Consider the following 16,100-nt stretch of genomic DNA (forward strand, 5'->3'; position numbering starts at 1 on the left):
GCGGATGAAAGGATGACCAGATGAGGCTGACCACTGTCGCGATGGGACTGAAACTGGCGCAGGCCGTCCTGCGCACGCGCGGCGCCAGCACGGCGGCCAAGGGTGCGGGCGGCCTTGCCTCGGGGATCGGCACGGCCGTGATGGTCGTGGCGGCGGTGCAGCTGGCGCAGCAGCTGTTCTCGTCGCGCAAGCGCTGAGGCGCTGGACCTTCGGCGGGGGTTTCGGTAACTGGGCGTCACCCAGAGACACGAGGCCCCCATGTCCGACCCCGTCGCCATCCGACGCGCGCTTCTCTCCGTTTCCGACAAGACCGGCCTGATCGATTTCGCCCGCGCCCTGGATGCGCGCGGCGTCCAGATCCTGTCCACCGGCGGCAGCGCCAAGGCCCTGCGCGACGCGGGCCTGTCCGTGACCGACGTGGCAGACGTGACGGGTTTCCCGGAAATGATGGACGGCCGCGTCAAGACGCTGCACCCGGCGGTGCATGGCGGCCTGTTGGCGCTGCGCGACAACGCGGACCACGTGGCGGCGATGGAGGAGCATGGCATCGGCGCGATCGACCTGCTGGTCGTGAACCTCTATCCGTTCGAGGAGACCGTCGCCAAGGGCGCGGCCTATGACGACTGCATCGAGAACATCGACATTGGCGGCCCGGCAATGATCCGCGCCGCGGCCAAGAACCACGGCTTTGTCACCGTTGTCGTGGACGTTCAGGATTACGACGCCGTTCTGGCCGAACTGGACGCGAATGGCGGGACCACCCTGCCCTTCCGGCAGCGGATGGCGCAGACGGCCTATGCCCGCACCGCGGCCTATGACGCCGCCGTCAGCACCTGGATGGCGGATGCGATCGGGGAGGCCACGCCCCGCCGCCGCGCCTTTGCCGGTACGCTGGCGCAAGGCCTGCGATATGGCGAGAACCCGCACCAGCAGGCGGCCTTCTATGTCACGGGCGATGCGCGCCCCGGCGTTGCCACCGCGCAACAGCATCAGGGCAAGGAGCTGTCCTACAACAACATCAACGACACCGATGCCGCCTTCGAGCTGGTGTCCGAGTTCGACCCGGCGGAGGGCCCCGCCTGCGCGATCATCAAGCACGCCAATCCCTGCGGCGTGGCCCAGGGCGCGACCGCGCTGGAGGCCTATAAGCGGGCGTTTGATTGCGACCGCACCTCCGCCTTCGGCGGCATCATCGCGCTGAACCAGCCGCTGGACGGGGCCACCGCGGAAGAGATCGTCAAGATCTTCACCGAGGTCGTCATCGCCCCCGATGCCGACGCCGACGCGCGCCGCATCTTTGCCGCCAAGAAGAACCTGCGCCTGCTGACCACGGGCGGTCTGCCCGATCCGCGGGCGGGCGGGCTGACCTTCCGGCAGGTGTCGGGCGGCATGCTGATCCAGGGTCGCGACAACGGCCATGTGGCCCGCGCCGACCTGCGCATCGTGTCCGACCGCCAGCCGTCGGAACAGGAACTGGCCGACCTGATGTTCGCCTGGACCGTCGCCAAGCACGTGAAATCCAATGCCATCGTCTATGCCAAGGACCTGGCCACCGTCGGCATCGGCGCGGGCCAGATGAGCCGCGTGGACAGCACCCGCATCGGGCGGCGCAAGTCCGAGGACATGGCCCAGGTCCTGGGCCTGTCGGAACCGCTGACCAATGGCGCGGCGGTGGCGTCCGACGCGTTCTTCCCCTTTGCCGACGGCATCGAGGCCCTGGCCGAGGCCGGCGCCCGCGCGGTCATCCAGCCCGGCGGGTCGATGCGCGACGACGAGGTGATCGCGGCGGCCAACCGCCTTGGGCTGGCGATGGTCCTGACCGGCCAGCGTCACTTCCGCCACTGATGGCCGCGCCCGCGAAACCCGCCGCCCGCAAGGCGCGCCCGGCACCCCAGCCCGCGCGCAGCGACATGCGGCCGGTGATCTGGGTCGCGCTGGCGATCTTTCTGGCCGACCAGGCGCTGAAATACGTCGTCGTCCACATGCTGGACCTGGACCGCGTGCGGTCGATCGACGTGTTCCCCCCCTGGCTGAACCTGCGCATGGCCTGGAACCAGGGCGTGAACTTCGGCCTGATGGCGTCGGATACGGACATCATGCGCTGGGTGCTGATCGGGGTGGCGCTGGTCATCTGCACCTGGGTATGGATCTGGGTCTGGCGCGCGGGCCTGGGGCGGTTCGCCCGCATTTCGGCCGGGCTGCTGATCGGCGGCGCGCTGGGCAACGTGGTGGACCGCGTTCTTTATGGTGCGGTGGCCGATTTCCTGAACATGTCGCTGCCGGGCTGGCAGAACCCCTACAGCTTCAACGTGGCCGACATCTCGATCTTTGCGGGCGCGTTGGGGCTGGTGCTGATGCCGCAGCCCAAGACGACCGAAACCCCCGCCCCGGCAAAGCCCCGCACACAGCGCACGGCGCCCAAGCCGCCTGCGCGTCCGGCACCCAAGGTGCCTTCGCCGCCGCCCGCCGGTCCGCGCCAGCCCGACCTGTTCGCGCCCGCCGACCAACAGGGTCGTGACGGCGACGGAAAACCGGGCTAGAACGGCGCAACGGACCAAAGGGGGCAGGACATGCGGACAAGCGCGCTGGTGATCGGATTTGCGGCCGCGATGGGGCTTTCCGCCTGTGGCGGCGGGACGCTGAACAATATCGGCGCGGGCCAGGTGGGGCCGGACGAATTCGCGATCCTGCCCACGCGGTCGCTGTCGATGCCGCCCGATCTGGCGGTGCTGCCCGCACCCACGCCGGGCGGCGCGAACATCACCGATCCGAACCCCCGCGGCGACGCGGTCGCCGCCCTGGGCGGCAACCCGGAACGGCTGGCGAACCAGGGCATCGGGGCCGCGGACCAGGCGCTGGTCGCGCAGGCCGCCCGCGCGGGCACCGACCCGCAGATCCGCGAACGCCTGGCGCAATCGGATGCCGAATGGCGGGCCCGCAACGGCCGCCGCCCGCTGGAGCGCATCATGGGCACGCCGGTCTATCAGCGCGCCTATGCGCCGATGGCGCTGGACCCCGTCAGCGAACAGCGGCGCTGGCAGCGCGCCGGGGCCATCACCTCGACCGCGCCGGCGCCCGCGGCAGAGTGAGCACCGCCGTCTTCGACCCGACGGACCCCGGTTTCGGGGCCGATCCCTGGCCCGCCTATGCGGCGCTCAGGGCGCAGCCGGGCCTGCCCCTCTGGCCGGGCTTCGGTGGCCATCTGGCATCGCGCATGGCGGATGTGCGCGCCATCGCGCTGGACCGGCGCATGGTGCGCGCGCCCGCGGCCTTTGCCCCGCCCGAACAGGTGCGCGCGATGCAGGTCGCGGGCAACTTCCATGACATGCCGTTCCACGAACGCTTCGTGCAGACCTCGATGCTGGACACGGATGGGCCGGATCACGACCGGCTGCGCCGCGCGGTGTTCCCGTTCTTTACCAGGACCCGGCTGGAGGGGATGCGCAGCTTCGTGACGTCCTGGGTCGATGCTGCGTTGGACCGCCTGGTCCCGCAGGGGCGGATCGATTTCATCGCCGATCTGGCGGCGCATCTGCCGGGGCAGGTGATCGGCCACCTGATCGGCACGGACCCGGCGCTGGCGCCGCAGATGACCGAATGGTCCGATCACGTGGTCAGCTATTTCGACATCGACCGGACGTCCGCCAAGAAGGCCCGCGCCGAGGAGGCCACGCGCCTGTTCGCGGCGCTGCTGGAGGACCTGCACGCCGAACGCGCCGCCCGCCCGCGCGACGACCTGATGTCCGCGATGATCGAGGCCGAGCGCGCGGGCCTGATGACCCATGACGAACTGATCGCCACGATCATGCAGATCCTGCATGCGGGGCATGGATCGACCATCGACGTGCTGGGGTCGGGGATGGTGGCGCTGCTGGATCACCCGGACCAGGCGGCCCTGCTGCGCGCGCAGCCGGACCTGATGCCGCAGGCCGTGCAGGAGATGTTCCGCTTTGCCGCGCCGCTGCCGTTCTTTCACCGCTATGCGTCGGAGGACCTGACGATCTGCGGGCGGGACTGGCCCAAGGGCACGCTGTTCGGGCTGCTTTACGCGTCGGCCAACCGCGACCCCGAGGCCTTTGCCGATGCCGACCGCTTTGACGTCACCCGCCGTCCGAACGTGCATCTGGCCTTTGGCGCAGGCGTGCACGTCTGTCTGGGCAATAATCTGGCGCGACTGAACATGGAGACGCTGTTCACGGCCCTGCTGGCCCGCGCGCCGGGGATGGCGGCGGATGGGCCGGTGCGGTGGAAACAGGGGCTGCAGGCGCATGGGCCGCTGTCCTTGCCGGTGCGTCTGACCGCCTGACCGGCGCACGGGTCGGAACGGGTCGCCCGGCCCGCCCCCAGCGAGGGGGCCGTCCGGGCGCGCGGCTGGCGCCGCGACCCCTGCCATCGGCGCTGCACATTCGCGCGAGCGTGGCTTGCGCGGCCTGCCCCTGACGTCCAAGTTGCCCCTCAGCAAGAGGAGGTTGCTCCACCCATGCGTCACCCCGCATCCCGTTCCGCCCTGGCCGTGGCCCTGGCGCTTGGCACGTCGCTGACCGGCCTGCCCGCCCTGGCGCAAGACGCCGCCGCCCCGATGCCCGACGGCGTCACCCATTTCACCCTTCCCAACGGCCTGGAGACGGTGGTCATCCAGGACGAGCGCGCGCCCGTCGTGGTGCAGATGGTCTGGTACAAGATCGGCGCGGCGGACGAGGTGCCGGGCAAGTCCGGCATCGCGCATTATCTGGAACACCTGATGTTCAAGGGCACCGACACGCTGGAGCCCGGAGAGCTGTCCAAGACGGTGACCGCGAACGGCGGCAGCGACAACGCCTTCACATCGTGGGATTTCACAGCCTATTTCCAGCGCATCGCCAGCGACCGCCTGCCCCTGGTGATGGGGATGGAGGCCGACCGCATGGCCAACCTGAACATCCGCGATGAGGACTGGCAGGCCGAACGCCAGGTCGTGCTGGAGGAGCGCGCGCAGCGCGTCGACAGCGACCCCGCCGCCCTGTTCGCCGAGGAGCTGAACGCGGTCGTCTATGACAACCACCCCTATGGCCGACCAATCATCGGCTGGCGCGACGAGATCGAGGCGCTGACCCGCGACGACGCGGTCGCCTGGTACGACACGCATTATTCGCCGAACGAGGCCGTGCTGGTCATCGCCGGCGACGTCACCCCCGAGGAGGCCCGGGCCTTGGCCGAGGAGCATTACGGCGCCATCCCCGCCAAGGGCGAGGCCGAACCGCGCATCCGCCCGCAGGAGCCGCCCAAGCGGACCGCGCGGCGGCTGGAGATGTCGGACCCGCGCGTCGCGCAGCCCCGGATGATCCGCACCGTGCTGGCCGCGGAACGCGATCCGGGCGCGCAGGAGGATGCGGCGGCGCTGACCGTGCTGGCGGCGCTGCTGGGCGGGTCCTCGCAGACCTCGTATCTGGCGCAGCAGCTAACGCTGCCGGGAACCGCGCTGTGGGCGGGGGCCAGCTATGACGGGCTGTCGCTGGACCGGACCGAATTCATGCTGTCGCTGGTTCCGGCCGAGGGCACCCCGCCCGAGGAGGCCGAAGCGGCACTGGACGAGGCGCTGGCGCAGTTTCTGGCCGAGGGTCCGGACGAGGCCGACCTGGAGCGCGTCAAGACCCGCATCCGGGCCGAGGAGATCTATTCGCGCGATTCGGCGCATGGCCGGGCCTATGACTATGGCCAGGGGCTGTCGACCAGCCTGACCGTGCAGGACGTGAACGACTGGCCCGACATCCTGGACGCGGTCACCGCCGAGGACGTGATGGCCGCCGCCCGCGACGTGCTGCAGGCGCCCGCCGTGACCGGCTGGCTGCTGCCCGCCCCCGCGGAGGCGGAGGCCGCCGCGACCCAGGAACCGGCCCCGGCCACCCCCGACGAACAGACCGAGGTGCAAGGATGATCCGTGCCGCAATCGCCACCGTTCTTGCCCTGCTGGCCGTGCCGGCGCAGGCGATCGAGATCCAGGACGTCACCTCTCCGGGTGGGATCAAGGCCTGGCTGGTCCAGGACGACAGCATCCCCTTTGTGGCGCTGGACATCCAGTTCCGCGGCGGTGCCAGCATGGACGCCGAGGGCAAGCGCGGCGCCGTCAACATGATGACCGCGTTGCTGGAGGAGGGCGCCGGGTCGAACAGCGCCACGCAGTTCGCCCAGGCGGTCGAGGACCTGGGCGCGCGGCTGTCCTTTTCGGCCAGCGACGACACGGTGTCCGTGGGCTTCCAGTCCCTGACCGAGAACCGCGACGCCGCCGCCGACCTGCTGGCCCAAGCGCTGGCGCAGCCGCGGTTCGACGACGATGCGCTGACCCGCGTGCGCGGACAGGTGCAGGCAGTGATCCGGTCCGAGGCGACCGATCCGAACAGCATCGCCGCCAAGGAGATGGCGGCGCAGGCCTGGGGCGAGCATCCCTATGCGACCTCGATCAACGGGACGGCGGAGAGCGTCGCGGCCCTGACCAGGCAGGACCTGGTGGCGGCCAAGAACCGCGTGCTGGCGCGCGACCGGGTGGTCGTGGGCGCGGCGGGCGACATCTCGGCCGAGGAGCTGGGGCTGCTGCTGGACCGCATCCTGGGCGGGTTGCCGGAACAGGCGACCGCCCCCCTGCCCGAGCAGGCGGAGCTGCAGGTGACCGGCGGCACGACGGTCATCGACTGGGACAGCCCGCAGACCGTGGTGGCCTTTGCCGGGCCGGGCATCCCGATCGACGACCCCGATTATTTCGCGGCTTTCGTCGCCAACCACATCCTGGGCGGCGGGGGCTTCAGTTCCCGCCTGATGGAGGAGATCCGCGAGAAGCGCGGGCTGACCTATGGCGTGGGAACGGCGCTGGCCACGGGGCTGTACGGCCAGACCTGGCAGGGCGGCATGTCGGGATCGAACGCCACCACGGCCGAAGCGGTGGAGCTGATCCGCGCCGAATGGGCCCGCATGGCCGAGGGTGTGACGGACCAGGAACTGACCGATGCCAAGACCTATCTGACCGGGGAATATCCCCTGCGGTTCGACGGGAACGGACGCATCGCATCGATCCTGGCAGGCATGCAGCTGATCGGATTCCCGATCGACTATATCGATACCCGCAATGCCAAGGTCGAGGCGGTGACCTCCGAGGACGTGTCCCGCGTGGCGCAGCGCCTGCTGGACCCCGAACGGCTGCGCTTCGTGCTGGTCGGCCGCCCCGAGGGGATCGAATCGGACCCTGTCACCAACTGAGCCGACAACAGCGGTGGCGCCGCGCCCCCAAGGGGCGCGGCGCGGTCGTTCCGCGGGGCTGATGCCCCGCGAATCTCTGGCAGCGGCGGGGCAGTCCTGCTAGATTTGGGGCGATGAACAGCCATGCCCCCAAGATACGCCCCGACGGCCGCGCCGTGATCCGCCAGCTGGATGAGGCCACCGCCAACCGCATCGCGGCGGGCGAGGTGGTCGAGCGTCCGGCCTCGGCGGTCAAGGAACTGGTCGAGAATGCGCTGGACGCTGGCGCCACCCGGATCGAGATCGCCATCCAGGACGGCGGCAAGCGGCTGATCCGCGTCACCGACGACGGCTGCGGCATGGTGCCGGACGACCTGCCGCTGGCCCTGTCGCGCCATGCCACCAGCAAGATCGACGGGACCGACCTGCTGGCCATCACCAGCTTCGGCTTTCGCGGCGAGGCGCTGCCCTCGCTTGGCGCGGTCGGGCGGCTGACCATCACCTCGCGCACGCGGGGGGGCGAGGGGGCGTCCATCGCGGTCACCGGGGGGCGGCTGGACCCGCTGCGCCCGGCGGCCGCCAATTGCGGCACCGTGGTCGAGCTGCGCGACCTGTTCTTTGCCACGCCCGCGCGGCTGAAGTTCCTGCGCACCGACCGGGCCGAGACGCAGTCGGTGGCCGACACGGTGCGCCGCCTGGCGATGGCCGAACCCTATGTGGGCTTTTCGCTGACCGCCGACGGGCGCGAGATCTTTCGCGCCGATGCCGAGCAGGGAGAGCTGTTCGGGGCGCTGACCACGCGGCTGACCCGGCTGATGGGGACGGATTTCATCGACAACGCCCTGCCCATGGATGCCGAACGCGACGGGATCACCCTGACGGGCTATGCCGCCCTGCCGACCTATTCGCGCGGGGCGGCGGTCGCGCAGCATCTGTACGTGAACGGGCGGCCGGTGCGCGACAAGCTGCTGACCGGGGCGCTCAGGGCGGGCTACATGGACGTGCTGGCGGCGGGCCGGCATCCGGCGGCGGTGCTGTTTCTGGAATGCGATCCGCAGATGGTGGACGTGAACGTCCACCCGGCCAAGGCCGAGGTGCGGTTCCGCGACCCGCAATCGGCCCGCGGGCTGGTCGTGGGCAGCCTGCGCCACGCGATGGCGGGGGCCGGGCACCGCGCCTCCAGCACGGTGGGCCACGCGACGCTGCAGGCGGTGCAGGTCGAGCCGGGGCCCGAACCTTTGGCCGAAAACCGGTCAGACCCGCGGCCCGCATGGCAGGCCGACAGGCCGTCGGCGGCGGCCGTGCGGGCGGCGCTGGACCTGCAGATGCCGGGCTTTGCCGAGACGCCGTCGGCGCGGTTCGACCCGGTCGTGGCCGACGCGCCGATGGAGGACGCGCCCCTGGGGGCCGCGCGCGCGCAGATCCACGAGAACTACATCATCGCGCAGACGCCCGACGGGCTGGTGATCGTCGATCAGCATGCCGCCCATGAACGGCTGGTCTATGAGCGGCTGAAGGCGCAGGCGCAGGCCGCGGGCATCCCGGCCCAGGCCCTGCTGATCCCCGAGATCGTCGAGCTGTCCCCGGCCGATGCCGATCGCATCCTGTCCATCGCCGCCGATCTGGCCGCGCTTGGTTTGGTCGTCGAGCCGTTCGGCCCGGGCGCGGTCGCGCTGCGCGAGGTGCCAGCAATGCTGGCGCGGCTAGACGGGCGCGCGCTGATCCGCGACATCCTGGACGATCTGGCCGATCAGGGAGCCTCGGACCGGCTGCAGGCGCGCATCGATGCGGTGCTGTCGTCGATGGCCTGCCACGGGTCGGTCCGGTCCGGCCGCCGGATGGGTGCGGACGAGATGAACGCCCTGCTGCGCGAGATGGAGCGGACACCGAAATCGGGCCAGTGCAATCACGGCCGCCCGACCTGGGTCAAGCTGCAGCTGTCGGACATCGAACGTCTGTTCGGTCGCAGGGATTGACGCAGGGCGCGCGCGGATCGATCCTGTGCCCAGACAGGAGGTGCCGCGATGCTGCAGATTGCCGTCGACAAGATCGCCCATGTGATCATCCGCGCCCGCGATTACGAAAGCGGCGTGAATCCCTGGGCCCATCAGGGCGGCGGACGCCAGCATGGCACCCGGAGCGAGTTGCACGACTTCATCGCGGGCCTGAACGAGGATGAGCAGGCCAGCCTGGTCGCCGTGATGTGGATCGGGCGCGACAGCTTTGAGCCGTCCGAACTGGAGGAGGCGATCCGGACCGCCCGGATCGAACGGACCATCCCGACCGAGGATTACCTGATGGGCGAACCCCGACTGGCCGATCTGCTGGAGGCCGGGCTGGAAGGGCTGGGCATCTCTCCCGGCGACATCGAGGACGACCTGCAGCGTCCGGTATGACGAAGGGCGGCCCCGCAGGACCGCCCCAGAACCGATCGTGGCTGGATCACCCTTCCGGGGTCAGGCGGACCAGACGGCCGTTCTCCTCGTCGGTGATGACGACCAAGGCGCCATCCTGAGCAACCTCGACCTCGCGGACGCGGCCGATGCCCTGTGCCAGGCGCGCCTCTCCGGTCACGGTGGTGCCGTCCAGTTCCAGCCGGATGATGTCGCCCGACCGCAACCCGCCGATCAGCGCGTCCCCCTGCCAGTCGGGGAACATGTCGCCGTCATAGAAGGCCATTCCGCTGATCGCGGGCGACGGATCCCAGTAATAGACCGGCTGTTCGGTGCCCTCGACCTGGGTCGCGCCCATCTGGGCCCCGCTATAGTCGGTGCCATAGGTGGCCAGGGGCCAGCCATAGTTCAGTCCGCCCTCGACGGCGTTCAGCTCGTCACCGCCCTTGGGGCCGTGCTCGTTCATCCACAGCTGGCCGTCGGGGCCCATCGCGGCGCCCTGGATGTTGCGATGGCCGATGGACCAGATCTCGGGCAGCGCGCCCTCGATTCCCGCCCCGGCCGGGGTGCCGTCGGTGGCGTTGATGCGGATGATCTTGCCCAGGGTCGCCTGCGGGTCCTGGGCGTATTGGCGGGGTTCGGGGTCGCTGCGTTCGCCCAGGCCGACAAAGATGTGGCCCTCGTCGTCATGCACGATCCGCGCGCCGAAATGCTTGGTCGAGGCCCATGCCGGCTGCTGCTGCCAGATGCGCTGGACGTCGTCCATCGTGGTGCCGTCCTCGGACAGGATACCGGTCGCGACGGCGGTGGCGTTCGTGCCGTCGCCGCGGGGTTCGGCATAGGTCCACCAGACGCGGCGGGTGTCGGCGAAATCGTCCGCGACGGACACGTCGTGCAGGCCGCCCTGGTCGCGGGCATCGACCTCGGGCAGGCCCTGAATGGGTTCGGACAAGGTACCGTCGGTGGTATAGATGCGCATCCGGCCGGGGCGTTCGGTAATCAGCCAGTTCCCGTCGGGCAATTCCTGCAGGCCCCAGGGATGCTCCAGCCCCTCGACCAGGACCTGCTGCTGCAGGCCGGTGCCGTCCAGCATGGGCGCGCGGGTCTGGCCTTCGAAGGCGGGCTTTTGGTCATAGGCGGCCCCGTTGGGGGCGGCGTCGTTGAAACCCTGCGCCGCGGCCATCGAGGCCAGGAATCCTGTGGCGGCAAGGGTGGTCAGGCTTGTCGTCGTACGGCGCGTCATGGGGTCCTCCGATCCGGTGAATACCCTGCCCAATTCGTGACACGGCCTGGCGTTCCCCCCTGCGGCAACACGTCCCTGTCAGGCGGCCGTGACGGCGCCCATGTCAGCGCGCGTCGAGATGGTCGCGAAACAACGCACCCGCCCGGCCCCAAGCGCCCGCGTCGAGGTCGTCCAGCCCCTGCAGCACGGGCAGCAGCTGGGCCGCGTAATCCTCGCTGCTTTCGCGCGGCAGCATCGAGGGCAGGTTGTCGATCGCCATCACGTCCAGCACCGGCGCATCCGCCACCCGCAGGACCGGCGCGTCCCAAGTGGTGGTGCGGTCATAGACCTTGATCGGGGAAAAATCGCTGGTCGGGTCGCAGGCCACGTCGCCGATGACGCTCAGCGTACGACCCGGCGCCACGGCATCGGCGGACACGAAGACCGGGGCGCCGGGATGGGCCAGGATCGCGTTGACGAAGACATCGTGCATCAGCACCTCGGGGAAGGGGCCGCCATGGGCGGTCTCGGCCATGTCCCACCCGGTCACGGTGACGCCCATCGCGGTCAGCAGGTCGGCCGCGCCGCTGCCAACGCGGCCCTTGGCGCCGATGACGATGGCCCGCGGACGCGGGCGGCCGGTGGCGTCCAGCCGCGCCCGCAGGTCGTCCAGCAGGCGGTGCCGGTCGGGATAGGCGGCCACCGGTCCGCAGATGCCGCCCGACTGCTGCGCGGCCCAGGCCATCAGCGACACCGCCGCCCCCGCATAGCCCGCCCAGTACCCGAAGGCCGCCAGCCTGCGCCCCGTGTCGTCGGTCAGATATTCCAGGTCATAAAGCGCCCCGCCCCCGGCCCGGAACCGGTCCAGCAGCACCCGACCCGCGGGCTGGCTCTTGAAGGCGTGGCCGAACATCACGTGGCGATGGCGCAGGGGGGTGCCGTCCTCGGGCAGCTCCTTGAGGCCGAAGACGATGGCATCGTCAGGCGCGGTGGGCCAGCTGCCCTCGGGGGTGATGGCCGCGCCGGCCTTGGCATAGGCGTCGGTCGGGATGATCCGGCGGGGGCTGTCCTCGACCGTGACGCGCATGCCCTGCCCGATCAGCGCGGCGACCCCGTCCGGGGTGATGCCCACGCGATCCTCGTTCGGGCGGCTTTCCGCCCTGACCCACAGATGTGTCATCCCGATCCCCTGCCATGGCTTGCGCCCCAAGCTGTAGGTCACGCGGCAATGCGCCGCAAGCGCGGGCCGGAACCCCCGGCACGCCGCCGGGGTTGGCCTTTCTTTGCCCCGTTCCGCAGGAGACAGCATGCACCTGACCCGTCGCACCGGACTGAAACTGGCCGCAGCCCTGATGGGCACCGCCGTCCTGCCCGCCCTGGTCCTGCCCCGCACGGCCCGCGCGCAGGACGGCGGCTTTCGCCATGCCGTCGAGGGTGGAGAGGTCGTGATCCACCCCGTCGATCACGCAAGCATGGTCCTGGAGACGCCCGTGGGGGTGATCTATGTCGATCCGGTCGGCGGTGCCGAGGCCTATGCCGACCTGCCTGCGCCCGACCTGATCCTGATCACCCATGAACACGGCGACCATTACGACCAGCCGACGCTGGACGCCCTGCCCGAGGTGCCGATGATCGCCAACCCCGCCGTGGCCGGGATGCTGCCTGCCGCCATGGCCGAACGCACCACGACGATGGCCAACGGCGACAGCGGAGAGGCCCTGGGCCTGCCGATCGAGGCCATCCCCGCCTACAACATCACCGAGGACCGGCTGCAGAACCATCCGCAGGGCCGCGACAACGGCTATATCCTGACCATCGGGGGCCAGCGCTTCCTGATCGCCGGCGATACCGAGGATACGCCCGAACTGCGTGCCCTGACCGACATCCATGTGGCGTTCCTGCCGATGAACCTGCCCTATACGATGTCGGTGGATCAGGCGGCGGCGGCAGTCACCGCCTTTGCCCCCGACGTGGTCTATCCGTATCACCACCGGGGCAGCGACCTGGACGCGTTCGCAGCCTTGGTGGCCGAGGGCGGGTCGGGTACGCAGGTCGTCGTGGCACCGTGGTATGCCGAAGCGGACGCCTAGAACGGCACCTTTGCCGAAAACCCGGTCTGCACCCCGGTGTCGGGGTGGCGGAACCGCAGGCTTTCGGCATGCAGCATCAGGCGGGGATGGTCGGCGGCCGTCCCCGTCGCATAAAGCGGATCGCCCAGGATCGGGTGGCCCAGGGACGCCATGTGCACCCGCAGCTGGTGGCTGCGCCCTGTGACGGGCATCAGGCGCACCCGTGTTTCGGCATCGGTCGCGCGGACGACGCGCCAATCGGTCTGGGCGGGCCGACCCTCGGCATGGTCCACCTTCTGGCGGGGCCGGTTCGGCCAGTCCACGATCAGCGGCAGGTCGACCCGACCGGTCTCCGGCTGCAGGCGGCCCGAGAGCCGTGCGACATAGACCTTCTTGGTCAGCCGATCCTCGAACTGCTTGGACAGGTGGCGCTGCGCCTGCGGGGTCAGGGCAAAGACCATCACCCCCGACGTGTCTAGGTCCAGCCGATGCACCAGCAGCACGGTCGGAAACGCCTCGCGCAGGCGGGCGATCAGGCAGTCGGCCCGATCCTCTCCGCGCCCTGGCACCGACAGCAACCCCGCCTGCTTGTCCACCACCAGCACGTGGTCGTCGGCATGCAGGACCACCGGGATGTCCGGCGGCGGGTCATAGACGAATTCGGTCATTTCCAGACGAGGCGCAGCGCCAGCCCCGCGAACATGACGGCGGCGATCTTGTTGACCATCCCCAGCCGCTTGCCGATCACCCCACCTGCGATCCCGCCGACGATGCCGTATCCCATGGTCACCAGCGTCCCCGTGAATGCGAAGATCAGCCCCAGGCCCAGGATCTGCTGCCAGACCGGGCCCCAGGCGGCGTTGGTGAACTGCGGCAGGAAGGCCAGCAGGAACAGGACCGGCTTGGGGTTCAGCGCGTTGGACAGGAACCCGCGGCGGATGATGTTCCAGACCCTGACGCTGCCCCGGGCCGACGGGTCGATGTCGCCCGACCGCCAGCTTTTCCACGCCAGCCACAGCAGATAGGCCGCGCCCGCGTATTTGATGGCGCGCAGCGCCTCGGGATGGGCGGCGACGATCGCGCCCAGGCCCACGGTCGCCAGCGCCACGTGCATCAGCACGCCCAGGCCCACGCCGAACCCGGCCCAGGCCCCGGCGCGCGGCCCGCCCTGGATGCCGCAGGCGCTGGCGAAGAACACGTCCTGACCGGGCGCAAAGTTCAGGACCAGCCCGCCCGCGATGAACGCGGTCAGCTGTCCCGCGGGAATGTTCGCCAAGGTGTCCCAGATCATCGTGCTGCCGTCCCCATCGTGATCACAGATGCCCGAAGGCGTCCGCCAGAATCGCCGTCAACGCATCCGCGTCGGCCTGACCAAAGGCATCCGGACGGTCGCTGTCGATGTCCAGCACCCCGATCAGCCGCCCGCCCGCGCCCAAGACAGGCAGCACGATCTCGGACCGGGTGCTGCTGGAACAGGCGATGTGGCCCGGGAAGGCCTCGACATCGGGCACGATCTGGACCGTTCGCGTGCGCGCCGCCGCCCCGCAGACCCCGCGCGAAAACGGGATGACCAGGCAGCCGTGCCCGCCCTGATAGGGCCCGATCTTCAGCAGCTCGGGGCCCACCACGCGATAGAAGCCGGTCCAGTCGAACCGGTCGTCGGAATGATGCAGTTCGCAGGCGACGGTCGCCATCAGCGCGACCTCGTCGGTCTCGCCCGCACACAGGGCCCGGATGCGGGCCGACAGATCGTCATAATCGCTCATCCGCATATCCTTACGCGGGGCCGTCGGGACAGGAAAGCCCGCCCGTTCACCGCCGCGACGATTGCGGCGGGGACGCGGACCATTGCCCCGGCAACCGCTTGGCGGCACTGTCGCGCTATGACGCTGCGCACCCGCATCCTGACGCTGATCCTGATCGTCCAGCTGGGCCTGATCGCGCTGCTGGCCCTGGGCAGCCTGGACCGGCTGCGTCGCGACATCGCCACCGAAACGCGCATGGGCGCCGAGACGGCGCGCAACCTGGTGCTGGCCACGATCGGCACGATGCAGGGGGCCGTGCCGCCCGACCGCATCATGGCGCGGCTGCCCGAACGGCTGACCGAACCCCGCCATGCTCGCATCGGCATCCTGAACGCGCTGGACGGGACGCTGCGCCAGCCCGCGGGTCCGCCCGACCCGGCGCTGCGCGCACCCGGCTGGTTCGCGGCCCTGGTCGCCCCCGACCCGCAGGAAACCCGCCTGCCGGTGGTGATCGTCGGCCGCCCGCGCGGCTATGTGCTGATCACCGGCGACCCGGCCGAGGAGATCGCCCGCGCCTGGCGCGACATCCGCGACCTGATGGCGCTGGCGGCGGCGGCGGCGGTCCTGCAGGCGGCGCTGATCGCCGGGGCTTTGGCGCAGGGGTTGCGCCCGGTCGCGACCATCGCCGCGCGCCTGTCCGACATGACGCGGGGCGACCTGGACAGCCGCATCGGCCCGCTGCCCCATCCCGACCTGGCGGCGCTGGCCACCCATGCCGACCGGCTGGCGCAGGCGCTGGAACAGGCCCGCACCGACCGCACCCGCCTGCAGCACCAGGTGATCGCCCGCGCGGATGCCGAACGAAAGGCAATCGCCCGCGACCTGCACGACGAGATGGGCCCGTGCCTGTTCGGCCTTCGGGTCGAGGCCGATGCGCTGCGCGAGGCGGCGCCCGACCCCGCGACCGCCGCATCGGCCGACCAGATCGCGGCGATCGCGGAACAGATCGCCCGCGTGAACCGCACCCTGCTGGACGATCTGCGCCCGATGGCGGTGGGACAGCTGCCTTTGGCCACGGTGCTGGCGGATTACGTGGCCGATCTGAACCGCCGCTTTCCGGGCACCCGCTTTGCGCTGGACATGGCCGCGGGCCTGCCAGAGCCCGACGAGGCCACCGCGCTGACCCTGTTCCGCATCCTGCAGGAGGGCACCACGAACGCCCTGCGCCATGCACGGGCGGACCGGGTGGACATCCGGCTCTGGACCGATCCGGCGCATTGGCGCATGGTGCTGGCCGATGACGGCGTGGGCATGGCCCCCGACCGGCGCGAGGGGACCGGCCTGACGGGCATGCGCGAACGCATCACCCTGCTGGGCGGCACCCTGCGCCTTGAGGCCGGGTCGCCCGGCACGCGCCTGATCGCGGACCTGCCCCGGCAGGCCGGACAGCCCTGACGACCGCCAG

16 protein-coding genes are annotated in these 16,100 nt (G+C 70.5%); 11 read left to right on the forward strand and 5 right to left on the reverse strand.

Annotated features, from left to right (window positions below; translation table 11 throughout):
* Window positions 1-20 precede the first annotated feature (20 nt).
* From PRL19_RS03590 to PRL19_RS03630, 9 genes are all read left to right on the forward strand, one after another.
* Window positions 21-197 carry a hypothetical protein gene (locus tag PRL19_RS03590; RefSeq protein WP_157001474.1) on the forward strand — a complete coding sequence of 59 codons (177 nt, stop codon included), beginning with the start codon at window positions 21-23 and terminating at the stop codon, window positions 195-197.
* A 61-nt stretch (window positions 198-258) separates the two neighbouring features.
* A complete protein-coding gene (gene purH, locus PRL19_RS03595; protein WP_273743899.1) occupies window positions 259-1,845 on the forward strand; it encodes a bifunctional phosphoribosylaminoimidazolecarboxamide formyltransferase/IMP cyclohydrolase in 1,587 nt (528 codons plus the stop codon).
* Window positions 1,845-2,540, forward strand: coding sequence for a signal peptidase II (gene lspA, locus PRL19_RS03600; RefSeq protein ID WP_064503553.1), 696 nt, complete (start codon window positions 1,845-1,847; stop codon window positions 2,538-2,540). Before purH ends, lspA begins: the two co-directional genes overlap by 1 nt.
* A 30-nt stretch (window positions 2,541-2,570) precedes the next feature.
* Window positions 2,571-3,089: a DUF3035 domain-containing protein gene (locus PRL19_RS03605; RefSeq protein WP_139598632.1), complete on the forward strand. Its 519-nt coding sequence runs from the start codon at window positions 2,571-2,573 to the stop codon at window positions 3,087-3,089.
* Window positions 3,086-4,306 carry a cytochrome P450 gene (locus PRL19_RS03610; protein ID WP_273743900.1) on the forward strand — a complete coding sequence of 407 codons (1,221 nt, stop codon included), beginning with the start codon at window positions 3,086-3,088 and terminating at the stop codon, window positions 4,304-4,306. The genes PRL19_RS03605 and PRL19_RS03610 overlap by 4 nt, the downstream gene beginning before the upstream one ends.
* A 174-nt stretch (window positions 4,307-4,480) precedes the next feature.
* Complete coding sequence (locus PRL19_RS03615; protein WP_273743901.1) at window positions 4,481-5,914, forward strand: M16 family metallopeptidase; 1,434 nt, start codon at window positions 4,481-4,483, stop codon at window positions 5,912-5,914.
* Window positions 5,911-7,227 (forward strand): M16 family metallopeptidase, encoded by a 1,317-nt coding sequence (locus tag PRL19_RS03620; protein ID WP_273743902.1) that lies wholly within the window; start codon window positions 5,911-5,913, stop codon window positions 7,225-7,227. The genes PRL19_RS03615 and PRL19_RS03620 overlap by 4 nt, the downstream gene beginning before the upstream one ends.
* A 113-nt stretch (window positions 7,228-7,340) precedes the next feature.
* On the forward strand, window positions 7,341-9,182 hold the full coding sequence (gene mutL / locus PRL19_RS03625; RefSeq protein ID WP_273743903.1) for a DNA mismatch repair endonuclease MutL: 1,842 nt from the start codon (window positions 7,341-7,343) through the stop codon (window positions 9,180-9,182).
* A gap of 48 nt (window positions 9,183-9,230) precedes the next feature.
* Window positions 9,231-9,602: a DUF3775 domain-containing protein gene (locus tag PRL19_RS03630; protein WP_139598636.1), complete on the forward strand. Its 372-nt coding sequence runs from the start codon at window positions 9,231-9,233 to the stop codon at window positions 9,600-9,602.
* Between the two features lie 46 nt (window positions 9,603-9,648).
* Here PRL19_RS03630 and PRL19_RS03635 read toward each other — a convergent pair whose 3' ends face one another.
* Window positions 9,649-10,842, reverse strand: coding sequence for a PQQ-dependent sugar dehydrogenase (locus PRL19_RS03635; RefSeq protein ID WP_273743904.1), 1,194 nt, complete (start codon window positions 10,840-10,842; stop codon window positions 9,649-9,651).
* 103 nt (window positions 10,843-10,945) lie between these two features.
* Entirely contained in the window at window positions 10,946-12,001 is a 1,056-nt protein-coding gene (locus PRL19_RS03640; protein ID WP_273743905.1) for a saccharopine dehydrogenase, read from the reverse strand.
* Between the two features lie 127 nt (window positions 12,002-12,128).
* Between PRL19_RS03640 and PRL19_RS03645 the strand changes: the two genes are divergently transcribed.
* The gene (locus PRL19_RS03645; protein WP_273743906.1) at window positions 12,129-12,911 is read left to right on the forward strand and encodes an MBL fold metallo-hydrolase; all 783 of its coding nucleotides are present in this window, start codon (window positions 12,129-12,131) and stop codon (window positions 12,909-12,911) included.
* Here PRL19_RS03645 and PRL19_RS03650 read toward each other — a convergent pair.
* The 3 genes from PRL19_RS03650 to PRL19_RS03660 are packed head-to-tail and all read right to left on the reverse strand — an operon-like array spanning window position 12,908 to window position 14,656.
* On the reverse strand, window positions 12,908-13,558 hold the full coding sequence (locus tag PRL19_RS03650; RefSeq protein WP_273743907.1) for a pseudouridine synthase: 651 nt from the start codon (window positions 13,556-13,558) through the stop codon (window positions 12,908-12,910). The two genes, PRL19_RS03645 and PRL19_RS03650, sit on opposite strands and share 4 nt — an antisense overlap.
* Window positions 13,555-14,181, reverse strand: a complete 627-nt coding sequence (locus tag PRL19_RS03655) for a LysE family translocator (protein WP_273743908.1) — start codon at window positions 14,179-14,181, stop codon at window positions 13,555-13,557. The genes PRL19_RS03650 and PRL19_RS03655 overlap by 4 nt, the downstream gene beginning before the upstream one ends.
* 22 nt (window positions 14,182-14,203) lie before the next feature.
* Window positions 14,204-14,656: a GAF domain-containing protein gene (locus PRL19_RS03660; protein WP_045982463.1), complete on the reverse strand. Its 453-nt coding sequence runs from the start codon at window positions 14,654-14,656 to the stop codon at window positions 14,204-14,206.
* Between the two features lie 117 nt (window positions 14,657-14,773).
* Between PRL19_RS03660 and PRL19_RS03665 the strand changes: the two genes are divergently transcribed.
* Window positions 14,774-16,090 carry a histidine kinase gene (locus PRL19_RS03665; RefSeq protein WP_273743909.1) on the forward strand — a complete coding sequence of 439 codons (1,317 nt, stop codon included), beginning with the start codon at window positions 14,774-14,776 and terminating at the stop codon, window positions 16,088-16,090.
* Window positions 16,091-16,100 lie beyond the last annotated feature (10 nt).

Origin of the sequence: Paracoccus marcusii (assembly GCF_028621715.1) — a bacterium.
Taxonomy (GTDB): Bacteria; Pseudomonadota; Alphaproteobacteria; order Rhodobacterales; family Rhodobacteraceae; genus Paracoccus; species Paracoccus marcusii.